The sequence below is a fragment of the Caldimonas sp. genome (assembly GCF_046291045.1).
GTDB lineage: Bacteria > Pseudomonadota > Gammaproteobacteria > Burkholderiales > Burkholderiaceae_C > Caldimonas.
Map to the genome: position 1 here is coordinate 12,433 of NZ_JBKBSL010000010.1, position 15,029 is coordinate 27,461.

The 15,029-nt window shown below is 67.7% G+C and carries 15 protein-coding genes; 6 read left to right on the plus strand and 9 right to left on the minus strand.

All coding sequences use genetic code 11. The features are described from left to right. Positions 1 to 7 precede the first annotated feature (7 nt). Together ACK4ZD_RS05245 and ACK4ZD_RS05250 are read right to left on the minus strand one after the other, a co-directional pair. Entirely contained in the window at positions 8 to 1,510 is a 1,503-nt protein-coding gene (locus ACK4ZD_RS05245; protein WP_409659471.1) for a potassium/proton antiporter, read from the minus strand. Positions 1,511 to 1,659: 149 nt separating this feature from the next. After that, complete coding sequence (locus tag ACK4ZD_RS05250) at positions 1,660 to 3,186, minus strand: fumarate hydratase (protein ID WP_409659472.1); 1,527 nt, start codon at positions 3,184 to 3,186, stop codon at positions 1,660 to 1,662. Positions 3,187 to 3,435: 249 nt separating this feature from the next. Between ACK4ZD_RS05250 and ACK4ZD_RS05255 the strand changes: the two genes are divergently transcribed. Genes ACK4ZD_RS05255 through ACK4ZD_RS05280 form a run of 6 tightly spaced genes read left to right on the plus strand, consistent with a single transcriptional unit; the run spans position 3,436 to position 9,391 of the window. Continuing rightward, positions 3,436 to 6,273 (plus strand): monovalent cation/H+ antiporter subunit A, encoded by a 2,838-nt coding sequence (locus ACK4ZD_RS05255; protein WP_409659473.1) that lies wholly within the window; start codon positions 3,436 to 3,438, stop codon positions 6,271 to 6,273. Then, positions 6,270 to 6,614, plus strand: coding sequence for a Na+/H+ antiporter subunit C (locus ACK4ZD_RS05260; protein ID WP_409659474.1), 345 nt, complete (start codon positions 6,270 to 6,272; stop codon positions 6,612 to 6,614). The genes ACK4ZD_RS05255 and ACK4ZD_RS05260 overlap by 4 nt, the downstream gene beginning before the upstream one ends. Continuing rightward, the gene (locus ACK4ZD_RS05265; RefSeq protein ID WP_409659475.1) at positions 6,611 to 8,218 is read left to right on the plus strand and encodes a monovalent cation/H+ antiporter subunit D; all 1,608 of its coding nucleotides are present in this window, start codon (positions 6,611 to 6,613) and stop codon (positions 8,216 to 8,218) included. The genes ACK4ZD_RS05260 and ACK4ZD_RS05265 overlap by 4 nt, the downstream gene beginning before the upstream one ends. Further along, complete coding sequence (locus ACK4ZD_RS05270) at positions 8,215 to 8,760, plus strand: Na+/H+ antiporter subunit E (protein ID WP_409659476.1); 546 nt, start codon at positions 8,215 to 8,217, stop codon at positions 8,758 to 8,760. The genes ACK4ZD_RS05265 and ACK4ZD_RS05270 overlap by 4 nt, the downstream gene beginning before the upstream one ends. Beyond that, complete coding sequence (locus ACK4ZD_RS05275; protein ID WP_409659477.1) at positions 8,757 to 9,041, plus strand: K+/H+ antiporter subunit F; 285 nt, start codon at positions 8,757 to 8,759, stop codon at positions 9,039 to 9,041. Before ACK4ZD_RS05270 ends, ACK4ZD_RS05275 begins: the two co-directional genes overlap by 4 nt. 8 nt (positions 9,042 to 9,049) lie before the next feature. Then, positions 9,050 to 9,391, plus strand: coding sequence for a Na+/H+ antiporter subunit G (locus ACK4ZD_RS05280; RefSeq protein ID WP_409659478.1), 342 nt, complete (start codon positions 9,050 to 9,052; stop codon positions 9,389 to 9,391). Here ACK4ZD_RS05280 and mnhG read toward each other — a convergent pair whose 3' ends face one another. From mnhG to mbhE, 7 genes are read right to left on the minus strand one after another with little or no spacing between them, the layout of a single operon-like run. After that, a complete protein-coding gene (gene mnhG / locus ACK4ZD_RS05285; RefSeq protein ID WP_409659479.1) occupies positions 9,392 to 9,733 on the minus strand; it encodes a monovalent cation/H(+) antiporter subunit G in 342 nt (113 codons plus the stop codon). It abuts the gene before it with no gap. Beyond that, positions 9,730 to 10,008: a monovalent cation/H+ antiporter complex subunit F gene (locus ACK4ZD_RS05290; RefSeq protein WP_409659480.1), complete on the minus strand. Its 279-nt coding sequence runs from the start codon at positions 10,006 to 10,008 to the stop codon at positions 9,730 to 9,732. The genes mnhG and ACK4ZD_RS05290 overlap by 4 nt, the downstream gene beginning before the upstream one ends. Continuing rightward, a complete protein-coding gene (locus ACK4ZD_RS05295; RefSeq protein ID WP_409659481.1) occupies positions 10,005 to 10,364 on the minus strand; it encodes a Na+/H+ antiporter subunit E in 360 nt (119 codons plus the stop codon). The genes ACK4ZD_RS05290 and ACK4ZD_RS05295 overlap by 4 nt, the downstream gene beginning before the upstream one ends. A 21-nt stretch (positions 10,365 to 10,385) precedes the next feature. After that, complete coding sequence (locus tag ACK4ZD_RS05300) at positions 10,386 to 11,840, minus strand: proton-conducting transporter membrane subunit (RefSeq protein WP_409659482.1); 1,455 nt, start codon at positions 11,838 to 11,840, stop codon at positions 10,386 to 10,388. Next, positions 11,837 to 12,250: a sodium:proton antiporter gene (locus ACK4ZD_RS05305; protein WP_409659483.1), complete on the minus strand. Its 414-nt coding sequence runs from the start codon at positions 12,248 to 12,250 to the stop codon at positions 11,837 to 11,839. Before ACK4ZD_RS05305 ends, ACK4ZD_RS05300 begins: the two co-directional genes overlap by 4 nt. Positions 12,251 to 12,252: 2 nt before the next feature. Continuing rightward, entirely contained in the window at positions 12,253 to 12,705 is a 453-nt protein-coding gene (locus ACK4ZD_RS05310; RefSeq protein ID WP_409659484.1) for an MnhB domain-containing protein, read from the minus strand. Beyond that, entirely contained in the window at positions 12,702 to 14,939 is a 2,238-nt protein-coding gene (gene mbhE / locus ACK4ZD_RS05315) for a hydrogen gas-evolving membrane-bound hydrogenase subunit E (protein WP_409659485.1), read from the minus strand. Before mbhE ends, ACK4ZD_RS05310 begins: the two co-directional genes overlap by 4 nt. Positions 14,940 to 15,029 lie beyond the last annotated feature (90 nt).

Below are 15,029 nucleotides of genomic sequence, written 5' to 3' on the forward strand. Positions count from 1 at the left end.
AGCCTTGCTATTGCTGCGGGCCGGCGTCGTCCTCGTCCCCGGCGGGGCGCAGCGGAATCGACAGCCCCAGCCGGCGGATGCGCGGGCCGTCCATTTCTCGCACGCTCAGCACCGCCTCGCCCAGCGGCACGCGGTCGCCCACCACGGCGGGGCGGCCCAGTCGACGCGCCACCCACTCCGACAGAGGCAGGTGCGCATCAGGCACCGCCGGTAGCCCGTAGAACTCGCACAGCAGCCCGGTGGGCTGGTGGCCGTCGAGCACGAAGTCGCCGAATACGGCGCGGGTGAGCTCCTCGTCGTCGCGGTCGGGCAGGGCCACCCCGAAGCGCCGGCCGGCCCAACCGATCGTCGTGCCTTGCAGCACCAGCGACACCAGCACGACCACGAAAGCCACCTGGAACAGCAGCATCGCGTGGCTCACGCCGGCCATCAGCGGGAAGATGGCCAGCACGATCGGCACGGCCCCGCGCAGGCCCACCCAAGAGATGAACCACACCTCCCGGGCGGCGAAGCGGAATGGTGCCAGGCACAGCCACACCGCCATGGGACGGGCGACCAGCATCAGGATGGCTGACACTCCCAGGGCCGGCCACGCGCTGTCGAGCAGACCCGAGGGGGTGACCAGCAGCCCCAGCAGCAAAAACATGATGGCCTGCGACAGCCAGGCATAGCCGTCCATCGCCGAGAAGGCCGCACGCACCCGGCGGCCGCCCCGGTTGCCCAGCACCATGCCGAACAGGTAGATCGCCAGGAAGCCCGAGCCCCCGCCCATGCCGGTCAGCGAGAACACCAGCAAGCCCGATGCCGCCAGCAGCAAGCCCATGATGCCCCCGCCGGCATGCTGGCGGGGCAGGCGATGCACGACCTCGCTCATGAGGAACCCGGCGCCCACGCCGATCAGCGTGCCCAGGCCGAACTGCTGTACGAAGGACCACAGCATCATGGCCCATCCCGATCCGGCTTCGGGGGCGGCCGTGATCAAGCTGATGAAGGCCATCGTCAGGAAGACCGCCATGGGGTCGTTCATGCCCGACTCGATCTCCAACGTGGCGGCCACGCGCTCGTTGAGCTGAACGCCCGAGGTCTTGAGCAGGGCGAACACGGCGGCCGCATCGGTCGAGCCGACGATGGCGCCCAGCAGCAGCCCCTGTTGCCAGGGCAGATCCAGCAACAGCATCGCTCCCAAGCCGGTCAGCATGGCCGTGATCAGCACCCCCACGGTGGCCAGCAGCAACGAAGGTTTCAGTCCGGTGCGGAAGGTCGACAGCGAAGTGCGCAAGCCGCCGTCGAGCAGGATCACGGCCAGCGCCACGTTGCCCACCCAAAAGCTGAGCGTGAAGTCGGAAAACTTCAGCCCGCCGGGACCATCTTCGCCGGCCAGGCCGCCGGCGATCAGAAAGATCAGCAGGAACGAGAAGCCGGCCCGTGCCGACAGCATGCCGGCCAGCACGCTGCTGAGCAGCAGGGCCGATGCGATGAGGAGCGGAACATTGATGAAATTGAAATCCATGCGCGGACAGGCGGAGAACCTCAAGCGTAACAGCAGCCCTCCGCCCACCCCGCAGGGGGGCGTCGACTCGCGGCGGCTCGCGCCGGGTCAGGCCCTCAGTGTTCGCCGCGGGGCGTCGATCGACCCGGTCGGGTGGGACTTGCGCAGGTTCAGGCGGCGGCCACGGGGATCTTGCCGATACGGGCCTGCCACTCGCGCGGGCCGGTGATGTGGGCGCTGGTGCCGCCGGCGTCCACGGCCACTGTTACCGGCATGTCGACCACGTCGAACTCGTAGATGGCCTCCATGCCCAGGTCTTCGAAGCCGACGACCTTGGCGCCCTTGATGGCCTTGCTGACCAGGTAGGCCGCTCCGCCCACGGCCATCAGATAGGCGCTCTTGTGCTTCTTGATCGCCTCGATGGCCGCTGGGCCGCGTTCGGCCTTGCCGATCATCGCGATCAGGCCGGTTTGGCTGAGCATCATCTCGGTGAACTTGTCCATGCGCGTGGCCGTGGTCGGGCCGGCCGGGCCCACCACCTCATCGCGCACCGGATCGACCGGGCCGACGTAGTAGATCACCCGGTTGGTGAAGTCCACCGGCAGCTTCTCGCCGCGCGAGAGCATGTCCTGGATGCGCTTGTGGGCGGCATCACGGCCGGTGAGCATCCGGCCGGACAGCAGCAGCGTCTCTCCGGGCTTCCAGCTTGCCACCTCCTCGCGCGTGAGCGTGTTCAAGTCCACCCGGCGGCTCTTGTTGTAGTCGGGGGCCCAGTGGACGTCGGGCCACAGGTCCAGACTCGGCGGCTCCAGATAGGCCGGGCCCGAGCCATCGAGCACGAAGTGCGCATGGCGCGTGGCGGCGCAGTTGGGGATCATCGCCACCGGCTTGGAGGCGGCGTGCGTGGGGTAGGTCTTGATCTTGATGTCGAGCACCGTGGTCAGGCCGCCCAGGCCCTGTGCGCCGATGCCCAGGGCGTTGACCTTCTCGTACAGCTCCAGGCGCAGCTCCTCGAGCTTGTTGCGCGGGCCGCGCTGCTGGAGTTCATACATATCGATGTCCTCCATCAGGGCTTCCTTGGCCAGCAGCATGGCCTTCTCGGCCGTGCCGCCGATGCCGATGCCCAGCATGCCCGGCGGGCACCAGCCGGCGCCCATGGTGGGCACGGTCTTGAGAACCCAGTCCACCAGCGAGTCGCTGGGGTTCATCATCACGAACTTGGTCTTGTTCTCGGAGCCGCCGCCCTTGGCCGCCACCGTCACGTCCACGGTGTTGCCAGGCACCAGCTCCATGTGGATGACGGCGGGCGTGTTGTCCTTGGTGTTCTTGCGCTCGAAGTGCGGATCGTCGAGCACCGAGGCGCGCAGCTTGTTGTCCGGGTTCAGGTACCCGCGGCGCACGCCTTCGTTGATGGCGTCGGCGATGGAGCCGGGGAAGTTGGCGAACCGCACGTCCATCCCGATCTTGAGGAAGACGTTGACGATACCGGTGTCCTGGCAGATCGGGCGGCGGCCTTCGGCGCTCATGCGCGAGTTGGTGAGGATCTGGGCGATCGCATCCTTGGCCGCCGGCGACTCCTCGCGCTCGTAGGCGCGCGCCAGATGGGCGATGTAGTCGGCCGGGTGGTAGTAGCTGATGTACTGCAGGGCGGCAGCCACGCTTTCGACGAGGTCGTCGTGCTGGATCGTGGTGGTCATGGGGCTGGCTGGGGTAGTGGGGCGAAGGGGCAGGGCCCGAGCGAGCCTGCAATTTTAGCGGGCCCACCCGTCGAGCGCGGGGATCAAAACCGATGGAGCTTGCACGGACATGACAAGACGGCGTCGAGCGCCTGAGTGATTGCCACAAGCAGGTGCTGCGGCACATGTTTCTAAAATCAGTCGTTTTTTGCGTGCCGCCGTCGGCTGCGATGGCAGGCGCGTTTTTGCCACACCGATCTGCCTGACACGATGAACCTGCTCGCCACGGTCGTCTTGCTCCCCCTGGTGCTGGGCACCGCCCTGTGCTTCTGGCTGGGCCGCGTCCAGACGCCGGCGCGCCGCCGCGCGACCGCCTGGGCGGCTGGCCTGGTGGCTGCCGCCGCGCTGGGGGGGCTGCTCGAAGGGGCCGCGCCGGTCTTTGCAGGTCAGACCCTGCTCGCCCACTGGCCCTGGGTGCCCGCCATCGGCCTGAACCTCGGTCTGCGGCTGGACGGCCTGGCCTGGATGTTCGCCGCACTGATCAGCGGCATCGGCATCCTCATCGTGCTGTATGCCGCCTACTACCTGCACCCCGACGATCCGGCCGGCAAGTTCTTCAGCACGCTCATGCTCTTCATGGCGGCCATGCTGGGCATCGTGCTGTCGGACAACCTGCTGCTGCTGGTGGTGTTCTGGGAACTCACCAGCATCTCGTCCTTCCTGCTCATCGGTTACTGGGGCCACAAGGAGGAGTCGCGCGCCGGCGCCCGCATGGCGCTGGCGGTGACCGGCGGCGGGGGGCTGGCCTTGCTGGCCGGCTTTGTCGTGCTGGGGCAGATCGCCGGAACCTACGAACTCTCGCAGATGCTCGGTCGTGGCGCCGAGATCCAGGCCCACCCGATGTTCCCGGTGGCGCTCGTCCTCATCCTGCTGGGTTGCTTCACCAAGAGCGCGCAGTTCCCCTTCCACTTCTGGCTGCCCGAGGCCATGGCCGCACCCACGCCGGTGTCGGCCTACCTGCACTCGGCCACGATGGTGAAGGCAGGGCTCTTCCTGCTGGCGCGGCTGTACCCGGTGATCGGCGGCAACGCCCTGTTCGAGGGCATCGTCGCCACCGTGGGCCTCGTCACGATGGTGTTCGCCGCCTTCGTGGCCCTGTTCAAGCACGACCTGAAGGGGCTGCTGGCCTACTCCACCGTCAGCCACCTGGGCTTCATCGCCTTCCTGATCGGCCTGTCCTCGCCGATGTCGGCGGTGGTGGCCATCTTCCACATCCTCAACCACGCCAGTTTCAAGGCGGCGCTGTTCATGACTGCCGGCATCGTCGACCACGAAACCGGCACGCGCGACCTGCGCCGCCTGGGCGGGCTGATGAAGGCCATGCCGTGGATGGGCAGCTTTGCGTTGCTGGCCTCGGCCTCGATGGCTGGCTTGCCACCGTTCAACGGCTTCCTTTCGAAAGAGATGATGTTCGAGCAGGCCGTGCATGCGCAGTTCTGGGGCTCGCTGAGCTGGCTCGTGCCGGTGCTGGCCACCGTCGGTGGGCTGTTCTCGATGGCCTACTCGCTGCGCCTGGTGCATGACGTGTTCTTCAACGGCCCGGCCCGCGAGCTGCCGGCCCATCCGCATGAACCTCCCTGGGGCATGAAGGCGCCGGTGGCCTTGCTGGTGGCGATCTGCATCGCGGTGGGCCTGATGCCGGCACTGATCACCGGGCCGCTGGTGGTGGCGGCGGCCACTGCGGTGCTGGGCGCGCCGGCGCCGCAGTTCCATCCCGCGCTGTGGCATGGCCTGAACCTGCCGCTGCTGATGAGCGTGATCGCCGTGGGCGGCGGCGCGATCTACTACGTCGCCTGGCAGTCCGGCGGGCGGCTGCATCGCCATGAGCCGCGCGCCTTCAGCGGCAAGGCCGTGTTCACGGGCTTCATCGATGGGCTGTTCGGCTTGGCCGGCCGGATCACGGCCGCCATCGAGAACGGTTCTCTGCAGCGTTACCTGGCCTGGATGATCGGCCTGGCGATCGCGCTGGCCGCCTGGCCGTTCTGGCTGCCGGCGGCCGATACGCTGGGAGCCCAGGGACGTGAACTGCTGCCAGCCCCTGCCGTGGCGGTGGCGGTGTGGCTCATCCTGCTGGTGGTCGGGGTGGCGTTGCTGAGGGCTCACCGCCAACGGTTCACGGCGGTCATCCTGGCTGGCGCGGTGGGCCTGGTGAGCTCTCTGGCTTTCGTGGCCTTGTCGGCACCCGACCTGGCCATGACGCAACTGTCGGTCGATGTGGTCAGCACGGTGCTGCTGCTGATGGGCTTGGCGCTGTTGCCGCAGACCACGCCAGCGGAGTCGAGTGCGCGACGCCGATGGCGTGATGCCGTGCTGGCCGCCGCCGGCGGCGGCGGTGTGGCATGGGTGGCCTGGCTCATGCTCACCCGAGACCATGAGTCCATCTCCTGGTACTTCCTCGAGAAGTCCCTGCCCGAAGGAGGCGGCACTAACGCGGTGAACGTCATCCTCGTGGACTTCCGCGGCTACGACACCTTCGGTGAGATCACCGTACTGGGCATCGCCGCTGTCGGTGTGCTGGCCTTGCTCGAGGGCTTGCGCGTGCATCGCCCGGCGCTCGACCCGCAGGGACGACCCTGGAGCTACAGCCAGGAACCCTTGATGCTGCGCGTGGTGGCCCGTCTGGTGTTGCCGCTGGCCCTCGTGGTCAGTGCCTACATCTTCTGGCGCGGGCACAACCTGCCCGGCGGCGGCTTCATCGCCGGCCTGATCACCGCTGTGGCCCTGGTGCTGCAGTACATGGCCCTGGGCCAAGCCCGCGCCGAGGCTTTACTTCGAGCCGCCGCCGGCCGCCGCTTCGTGCGCTGGATCGGCCTGGGGCTGGGCATTGCGTGGCTCACGGGGGTGGGCGCCTTCTTCTTCGGTGAACCCTTCCTCACCAGCGCTCATGGCCATCCAGTGGTGCCCGTGCTGGGTGAGTTGCCGCTGGCGACCGCGGCCCTGTTCGATCTCGGGGTCTACATCACGGTGGTCGGTGCCACGATGCTGATGTTGTCGGTGCTGGGGGCGGCCAGCAAGGAAACGTCCAAGGACAAGGGAGTGAGCGCATGACGATGGAATTCCTCGTGGCCACCGGCATCGGCTGGGTGACGGCCTGCGGCATCTATCTGATGCTGCGTGGGCGCACCTTCCCGGTGGTGATCGGCCTGACCCTGCTGGGATATGCGGTCAACGTTTTCATCTTCGCGATGGGCCGGTTGTGGAGCGCCGCGCCGCCGATCCTCACGCCAGGCGCACAGGTGGCCGACCCGCTGCCTCAAGCCTTGGTGCTCACCGCCATCGTGATCGGCTTTGCCACCACGGGTTTCGTGATCGAAATGGCCCTGCGCAGCCATCACGAGTCCGGCAGTGACCACGTCGATGGTCATTCTGACGAGTCGGGGCGGGCATGAACTGGTTCAGCGAACACCTGCCCATCCTGCCGGTGCTGTTGCCTTCCATCACCGCCATCGTCTTGCTGCTGATCGGAGACCACGGGGGCGACGCCCACGGCAGCCATGGGCATCACAAACTGCTGTGGGCGCGACGCATCGCGCTGGCGTCGACGGTGCTTGGGCTGGTCATCGCCGCACGCCTGGCCATCGAGGCCGGTCATGGTGAGCTGCGCGTCTACAAGGTCGGCGACTGGCCGGCACCGTTCGGGATCCTGGTGCTGATCGACCGTCTGGGCGCGCTGATGCTGCTGCTCACCGCCTGCGTCGCACTGCCGGTGTTGTGGTACGCCACTGGGGGCTGGGATGCCCGTGGGCGGTACTTCCACGCCATTTTCCAGTTCCAGCTCATGGGCCTGAATGGGGCCTTCGTCACCGGCGACCTGTTCAACCTTTTCGTGTTTTTCGAGGTCTTGCTCATCGCTTCTTACGTGCTGATGGTGCACGGCCAGGGCAGGGAACGCTTTCGCGTGGGCGTGCACTATGTGGTGCTCAATCTCGCGGCTTCTGCCCTCTTTTTGATCGGTGTGGCACTGATTTATGCCAAGACAGGCACCCTCAACCTGGCAGATCTGGCACTGCGCGTGCCCAAAGTGACGGCGCCGGAGTCGGTGGTCCTGCAGGCTGCGGCGCTGGTGCTGCTGGTGGTGTTCGGCTTCAAGGCGGCCTTGATGCCGCTGGCGATGTGGCTGCCGGCAACCTACGCCGCGTCCAGTGCACCGGTGGCGGCGCTGTTTGCCCTCATGACCAAGGTCGGCGTGTATGCCATCGTCCGGGTTCACGGTGTGGTTTTTGGTGCAGGGGCCGGCGATGCCGCCCTCACCGTGGAGCCGGTCTTGCTGCCGCTGGCCCTGATCACGAGTGCGTTGGGGGTGGCTGGGGCGCTGGCGGCGCGCACGCTGCCGCGCCTGGTGGCCTGGCTCACGGTGGCTTCGGTCGGTACCGTACTGGCCGGCCTGGGCCTGTTCTCGGCACAGGCTTGGTCTGCGGCGCTGTACTACATGCTCAACAGCACACTGGTCACGGCCGGGCTGTTCCTGCTGGCCGAACTCGTCGGCGCTCAGCGCGGCGAAGCGGCCACGCGACTCGTTCCGGCCTCGCCGGTGGCGCAACCGGCGCTGCTGGGCTTGATGCTGCTGCTGGCGGCCGCTTCCACGGCGGGCTTGCCGCCTCTGCCGGGTTTCATCGGCAAGCTGATGATTCTCGAGGCGGCCAGTCACCATGCCTGGCACGCCACCGTGTGGAGCGTGGTGCTGGGGGTGGGCTTCCTCACGTTGGTGGGGCTGGCGCGTGCTGGCAGCATTCTGTTTTGGCACGTGCGGGACGACCTGCCCGCTGGCGCCGCCGCTGGCGCCAGTGCCAAGCTGGTTCTGGCCACGCTTGCTTTGCTGGCTGCCAGCGTGGCGTTGAGCGTGCTGGCTGCCCCCGTGCAACGCTACACCCAAGCCGCGGCTGAGCAGCTCACCGACCGGGCTGCCTATGCCCGCGCCGCCTTGAGCGAATACGGTGGCGAACGGGCCGAGACGACCCGCCCCTACCGTTCGCGGCCGGAGACCCCACGATGAACCGTCCCACATCTTCCGCTCCACGCGCGGCCCGCCCCCCTCGGGAGACGATCGGCCCCGGGCGTTGGGCAGCTCACCCCGTGCTGTCCCTGTTGTTGGCTGCCGTGTGGTTGCTGCTGCAGGAAAGCCTGGCACCGGCGCATATCGTCGCGGCCCTCGTACTGGGGCTGGTGGTGCCGCGGCTCGTGCATGGTCTCCTCGGGCCTGCGACGCACCTGCACAAGCCGATGCTGGCCCTGCGCTTCGTGTTCATCGTGTTGTGGGACATCGTGGTGTCCAACTTCATCGTTGCGCGCATCGTGCTGTCGCCTTCGTCAACCCCCCGCCCGGCCTGGGTGCGCGTGCCGCTGGAGCTGCAGCAGCCGGGGGCTATCACACTGCTGGCCACGATCATCACCACCACGCCGGGCACGGTATCGTGCATCGTCGACGACGAGCGGCATGAGATCCTGGTGCACGCGCTCGACTGCGCCGACCCTCAGGCGCTTGCCGAGCAGATCAAGCAGCGCTACGAGCAACCGCTGATGGAGATCTTCGGATGAACGGATGGCCCCTGATCGACTGGGCGCTCAACTTCGCTTTCGCGGCGGTGGGTTTGGCCCTGGTGCTGTGTGCATGGCAGCTGCTGCGCGGACCGGAGAAACCCGACCGGGTGCTGGCCCTGGACACGATGTACATCAACGTGGTGGCCCTGGTGATTCTCTTCGGCATGCGCTTCGGCACGGAGCTGTTCTTCGAAGCCGCGCTGATCATCGCTTTGTTGGGATTCGCCTCCACGGTGGCGCTGGCGCGCTACCTGTCCCGCGGCGACGTGATCGAGTGAGGTGGACGATGTGGAACGAACTTCATTGGGCCGTGCAGGCGGTGATCGCGCTGATGCTGGTGGTCGGCGGTGTGTTCGCTTTGGTGGGCGCCGTCGGGATGCTGCGCTTTCCCGACTTTTACATGCGACTGCATGCGCCGACCAAAGCCACGACCCTGGGGGTGGGTGGTGTGCTCGTGGCCAGCATGGCCAGCAACTGGGCCGAGGGTCGCTACAGCCTGCATGAGCTGCTGATCACGCTGTTCCTCTTCGTTACCGCCCCGGTGTCGGCCAATCTTCTGGCCAAGGCGGCGATGCACCTGCGCAGCCCGTCCAAGGCGCCGGTGCCCGACGACCAGCCTCGCCCCTGATCAACCCCGGTCGGGCAGGCCATCGATGCGGGGGGCGGCATCGATATCGGTCTGGGGGTGTCCTTCGCGCACTGCTGCGCGGGCCAGCAAATGCGAGGCCACCGGCAGCGTGACGACCAGAAACACCAGGATCGCCAGCAACCGCCAAGTCCAAGCCGCATCCTGCGCCCATCCTGCTGCTCCCAGACACACGCAGGCCAGCGCCAGCGTGCCCGCCTTGGTGGCGGCGTGCTGGCGTGCCAGGGCATCGGGCAGGCGCACGACTCCCCATGCGGCCACCAACAACAAGGCGCCGCCGGCCAGCAGCAGCAACGCTGCCAGGATCTGCAGCAGCCCGTTCATCGCGGTGCCTCCCTGGCATCGTCGCGGGCAGCGCGGTCGATCAGGCGAGCCCAGCCGATCGTGGCGACGAAGCCGACCAAGGCCAGGCCGATCCCCACGTCCAAAAAGACGGTGCGTGAAGTGGCCAGCGACGCGGCCACGCACAGGGCCACGCCGGCGGCCAGCAAGATGTCCAGCGCCACGACACGGTCCGCGTGCGTGGGCCCCTTGACGATGCGCACGGCGGCCAGCGCCGAGGCGGCCAAGGCACTGAGGACGAGCAGGTGGACGATCATGCCGAGGCCTTTCCGAACAGGATGACGAGGGAACGCTCGAAGTCATGCCGGATGCTGGCGACGGCACCCGCGGCGTCGGAGGTGTCGAGCATGTGCAGCAACATCTCGTGGCGCTCCATGTCGATGTCGATGGTGGTGGTGCCCGGCGTGAGCGAGATCATGCAGCCCAGCAAGGCAGCGCCTTCCTCACTCATCGGGGCAAAGCGCATGCGGATGAAGCCCACCGGCGGGCGTTCGCCGGCAGGGCCGCTGGCGCGCAGGATCACGCGCACGGTCTGCCAGCCCGAGACGACCACGGCGCGCACGAAGCGCAGTAGCAGCGTCAAGCTGACCAGGGGGTGGCGTAGGATGGCCATCGATCTTCCTCCTCGGGGCCTTCAGCGACCGAAGCTGGCCACCGCAGCCTGGGCGTAGCCCAGCAGGTTCTGGGGCGACAGACTGATCCACAGCGTCACGGCGGCCAGGCAGGCCGTGGCCAGGTAGGCGGCCTTGAGCCGAACGCGTGCCGGCCGCCAGGTCTCCTCGGGATGGGCCTTCCAGAAGGCCTCCATCCAGATCTTCATCATCGAATACAGCGTGAGCACGCTCACCAGCAGGGCGGCCACGGTCCAGACGATGCGTTCCTGCGCGATGGCCTCGCGCAGGATCAGCAGCTTGGCCCAGAAGCCCGACAGTGGCGGGATGCCCACCAGAGACAGTGCGGGAATCAGGAACAGCACGGCCAGCAGCGGCTTGAGCGCATACAGCCCGCCGATGCGGCGCAGGTCGTAGCTGCCGGTGAGCGCCCAGACGATGGCGCCGATCAGAAAAAGGTTGGCCTTCACTACGATGTGGTGCACGGTGTAGAAGAGCGTGGCTGCATGACCCTCGGGTGTCGCCAGCGCAATGCCCAGCAGGATGTAGCCGATCTGGCTGATGATGTGGAAGGCCAGGATGCGACGGATGTCCCAGTGGTAGGCGGCCCCTAGCACGCCGGTGATCATCGTCGCCGCAGCGATCCAGCCCAGAGCCTCGTAGAGCACTTGCGGCGCTGGGCTGAACACGTCGCCCAGCGTGCGCAGCACGGCGTAGACCCCGACCTTGGTGAGCAGGCCTGCAAACAGGGCCAGCACCGGTGCGGGCAGAGTGTGGTATGACGCCGGCAGCCAGGCGAAGAGCGGGAAGGCGCCCGCCTTGATCAGGAAGGCGAGCGTGAGCGCAGCCAGCAGGGCCAGGCCCAGGGCTGGCGGCCACTGCGCCGAGGCCTCGCCCAGTGCCGCGAAGTTGAGGTGGCCGGTGGCACCGTAGATCAGGCCCACGCTCATCAGCAGCAGCATGGTGCCGAAGAGATTGAGCGCCAGGTACTTGAAGGTGCCGTCGAGTTGATCGACTCGCCCGCCGATGGCGAACAGCCCCACCGAGCAGATCAGCATCACTTCGAACCACACATACAGATTGAAGAGGTCGGCCGTGCAGAACGAGCCGCCCACGCCGGCCAGCACGCCGTGCACCAGCGGCAGCAACAAGGGGTGGCGCGGTCCAGGGTCTGCGTCGCTCAACAGGAAAAGCAGCGAGGCCACGCCCATCAGGGCGGTGATCAACACCAGCACAGCGCCGGTGCCGTCCACCACGAACTCGATGCCATAGGGCGCCGCCCAGCCACCGAACTGGGCCACGGCCGGTGTGCCGGAAGAGGCCTGTGCCACCAGCAGCAGGGCACAGACGGTCAGGGCTGCGACGCCGGCGAAGCTGATGGTTTGCTGCACCCCGGGGCGCCTCTGCGCGACCGTGGTGAGCATGGCCGTGCCCAGCGGCACCAGCACCGGCGCCACCGCCAATGCACTCGTGCTCATGCGGCCCCTCCGGCGCGGACGTCGGCCTCCCGCGTGGGCAGTGGCGGCTTGACGGGGTCGGCCGGCTCGGGCTCGGCCTCGCGCAGCGCCAGCGCGTCGTCGGTGCGCGCGCGCTCGATCAGGCGCAACACCAGCACCAGCGAGAAGCACACCAGCGCAAAGCCGATCACGATCGCCGTGAGCACGAGCGCCTGGGGCAGGGGGTTGGCCGCCTGCGCCAGCACGCTCTCACCCAGGGGCACCACAGGAGGTTGGGTCGGGCCGATGCGGCCCGCGGAGAACAACACGAGGTTGGCCCCCGCGCCCAGCACCGCCAGACCCAGCACGCAACGCAGCACGTCGCGCGAGAGCGCCAGGTACAGGCCCAGAGCCAGGGACATCCATACGGCAACGGCCAGCAGCCAGATCATGGTCAGGTCTCCCGGGATCTCTTGGATGAAGGCTCATCGATGTCGATGAGCGCCAGGGCATAGCCGGCCAATGCACCCCACACGCACAGGTACACCCCGATGTCGAACAGCAGCACCGTGGAGATCTTGAGCTCGGTGAACCCGAGGTTGAGACTGCCCCACCAATGGGTCAGGAAAGCCTGTCCCTGCCCGAGGGCCGGCAGACCCGACAGGCCGGCCACCAGTACGCCCAGAGCTGCCAGGGTCACCGGTGAGCCCGTGGGCAGGCGGCGCGCCGCCTCGGCCGGCGAGCGCGCGAGCCCCCACAGCACCGAGGCGCTCACGGCCACCAGCCCACCGATGAAGCCGCCGCCGGGCTCGTTGTGGCCGCGCAGCAGCACCCACAGCGACGCTGCGAGGATGACCCAGTAGAGTCGCCGGGCCACCACGTCGAGGATCACGATGCGCGGATTCATCGGCGGCCCTCCTGCGCTGCCGCCGGGGCGCCGCGCAGGCTGCGCAGCAGCGGTAGCGCCGCCAGGAAGGACAGCGCCACCACGGCGATCTCGCCCAGGGTGTCCAGCGCGCGGAAGTCGACCAGGATCACGTTGACCACATTGCGGCCGAAGGCCTCGGGCACGCTACGCTCGGCGAAGAACTCCGACAGCGAGGCATCGAAGGGGGCAGCCAGGGTCAGCAGCAGCAAGGCGGTGACCAGCGTCGCGAACGCCGCGGACACCAACGCGGCTCCCGGGCGCCATGGCGGTTCATCGAGGGACATCGGACGCCCCAAGCGCTTGAGCTTGAGCAGCACGGCAGCCACCACGACCACAAAGACGGTTTCCACCGTGAACTGCGTGAAAGCCAGGTCCGGGGCACCCGAGAACAGGAACAGGGCAGCGCTGCCATAGCCTACCAGTCCGCTGGCCAGCAGCAGGGGCAGGCGCTCGCGCAGCAGGGTCGCCGCTGCGCTGCCCAGGGCGATCAGGGTCACCGAGCCAGCAATGCCCCAGGACCACTCGCCCGGTGGCGGACCGGGCAAAGTGAGGAGCGCTGGCCCCAGCGCCCCAAGCAGGCCAAGCGAGACGGTGAGGGCCGTCAGTGCCATGTAGCCAGGCAGGCGGCCATGCTGCAGCTTGCGCGTGCTGCGCGCTGCGAGCGTCGGGATGGCCGCCACCAGCCGTTCGTACTGCGACGCCATGCCGATGGAGCCGACGCGGCGGCCCACGGTTTCGAACAGACGATGCAGCGGATCCCACAAAAAGTAAACGGCCGCGCCGATCAACAAAGTCACCGCGAGCGACCCCAGCGAGGGCCCGATCTCCAGCGATAGGCTGATGACGGTGGCCTGCGTCCCGGGCGTCATCGCGACGGCAGCCAGTGCAAGGAGGTCGTCGGCATAGAAAGGGAACAGGCCCAGCACGATGCCCAGGCTGGCGAGGATCAGCGGCGGCAGCACCAGGGCTGGCCCACCCTCGTGGGCTTCGGGGGTTTCGTTGGTTCCGGGGTGCCGCCAGAACACACGCACCGCGGCGACGCCGGCCACCGCCACCGCGATGGCGCCGAACACCGTATTGGCGGCGCGGGCGAAGGCGAAGACATCGTCGGCGCTCTTCACCTCCAGGATCACGTCCTTGACGATGTAGCCGAACGACAGCGGCATCCCGGCCATCGACATGCCGGCCAGCAAGGCCGCCGCGGCCGTGAAGGGCATGGAGTTGCGCAGCCCTCCCAGCCGGTCGATCACCCGCGTGCCGGTGCCGTGGTCGATATTGCCCGCGACGAAGAATAGCGGGGCCTTGTACAGAGCGTGGGCCAACAGCAAAGCGCCCACCGCCACCGTGGCGCCCTCACCGCGCAGACCGATCAACACCACCAGCGTGCCCAGCGTGGCCACGGTGGACCACGCCAGGATGCGCTTGAGGTCGCGCTCGCGCAGGGCCAGCGCCATGCCCCAAGCCGCGGTGATCGATCCCGCTGACTTGAGCGCGATTTCCCACAGATCCCACTCGCCGAACGCCGGGTCCAGGCGGGCCAGCAGGTAGACCCCCAGCTTCACCATCGTGGCCGAGTGCAGGTAAGCCGACACCGGCGTAGGCGCCGACATGGCATTGGGCAGCCAAAAATGGAAGGGAAACTGCGCACTCTTGGTGAACGCCCCGACGAGGATCAGCACCAGGGCCGTGGTCAGAGCCGGTGTGGCCTCTTCGTAGGGGATACGCTCGATGAGCGTGGACAGCGAATAGCTGCCCATCACGTGCCCGAGCAGCAGCAAGCCGGCGAGCAAGGCGAGTCCTCCCGTGCCGGTCACCAAGAAGGCCTGCTGGGCCGACTTGCGGCTGGACAGCTCGGTGTGGTTGAACCCCACCAGCAAGAAGGAGGTGAGGCTGGTCAGCTCCCAGAAGACGAACAGCACGACGAGGTTGTCGGCTGTGACGCAGCCGATCATCGCCAGCATGAAGACGATCAACAGCACATACAGACGAGTCTGCTGAGGGTGCCCGTCCAGGTAGCCGCCTGCATAGACGAAGACGGCGACCCCCACGCCGGTGATCATCAACAGCATCAGGGCCGACAGGCCGTCGATGCGCCATGCGAAGTCGATGCCCAGGGAGGGAACCCAGTCGATCTGTCCCTGCAAGGGCAGGGTCTGGGTGCTCAGCAGCCAGAGCACCCATGCAAGGGCCACCACGGCAGCGGCGATGAACATCCCTTTGCCCGCGGGCCCCAGGCCGCTGGAATCCGGGTGCGGGCGAGCTGATGCGCTTGTCGTCATGTGGGCCATCAGGCGAGAGCGTCC

Bases quoted from the DNA above. Each gene is read 5' to 3' on its own strand.
- ACK4ZD_RS05295 (WP_409659481.1), bottom strand. From the start codon at position 10,364: ATGGCCATCCTACGCCACCCCCTGGTCAGCTTGACGCTGCTACTGCGC.
- ACK4ZD_RS05280 (WP_409659478.1), top strand. From the start codon at position 9,050: ATGTGGAACGAACTTCATTGGGCCGTGCAGGCGGTGATCGCGCTGATG.
- ACK4ZD_RS05305 (WP_409659483.1), bottom strand. From the start codon at position 12,250: ATGATCTGGCTGCTGGCCGTTGCCGTATGGATGTCCCTGGCTCTGGGC.
- ACK4ZD_RS05290 (WP_409659480.1), bottom strand. From the start codon at position 10,008: ATGATCGTCCACCTGCTCGTCCTCAGTGCCTTGGCCGCCTCGGCGCTG.
- ACK4ZD_RS05270 (WP_409659476.1), top strand. From the start codon at position 8,215: ATGAACCGTCCCACATCTTCCGCTCCACGCGCGGCCCGCCCCCCTCGG.
- ACK4ZD_RS05275 (WP_409659477.1), top strand. From the start codon at position 8,757: ATGAACGGATGGCCCCTGATCGACTGGGCGCTCAACTTCGCTTTCGCG.
- ACK4ZD_RS05300 (WP_409659482.1), bottom strand. From the start codon at position 11,840: ATGAGCACGAGTGCATTGGCGGTGGCGCCGGTGCTGGTGCCGCTGGGC.
- ACK4ZD_RS05250 (WP_409659472.1), bottom strand. From the start codon at position 3,186: ATGACCACCACGATCCAGCACGACGACCTCGTCGAAAGCGTGGCTGCC.
- ACK4ZD_RS05310 (WP_409659484.1), bottom strand. From the start codon at position 12,705: ATGAATCCGCGCATCGTGATCCTCGACGTGGTGGCCCGGCGACTCTAC.
- ACK4ZD_RS05265 (WP_409659475.1), top strand. From the start codon at position 6,611: ATGAACTGGTTCAGCGAACACCTGCCCATCCTGCCGGTGCTGTTGCCT.
- mnhG (WP_409659479.1), bottom strand. From the start codon at position 9,733: ATGAACGGGCTGCTGCAGATCCTGGCAGCGTTGCTGCTGCTGGCCGGC.
- ACK4ZD_RS05255 (WP_409659473.1), top strand. From the start codon at position 3,436: ATGAACCTGCTCGCCACGGTCGTCTTGCTCCCCCTGGTGCTGGGCACC.
- ACK4ZD_RS05260 (WP_409659474.1), top strand. From the start codon at position 6,270: ATGACGATGGAATTCCTCGTGGCCACCGGCATCGGCTGGGTGACGGCC.
- ACK4ZD_RS05245 (WP_409659471.1), bottom strand. From the start codon at position 1,510: ATGGATTTCAATTTCATCAATGTTCCGCTCCTCATCGCATCGGCCCTG.
- mbhE (WP_409659485.1), bottom strand. From the start codon at position 14,939: ATGTTCATCGCCGCTGCCGTGGTGGCCCTTGCATGGGTGCTCTGGCTG.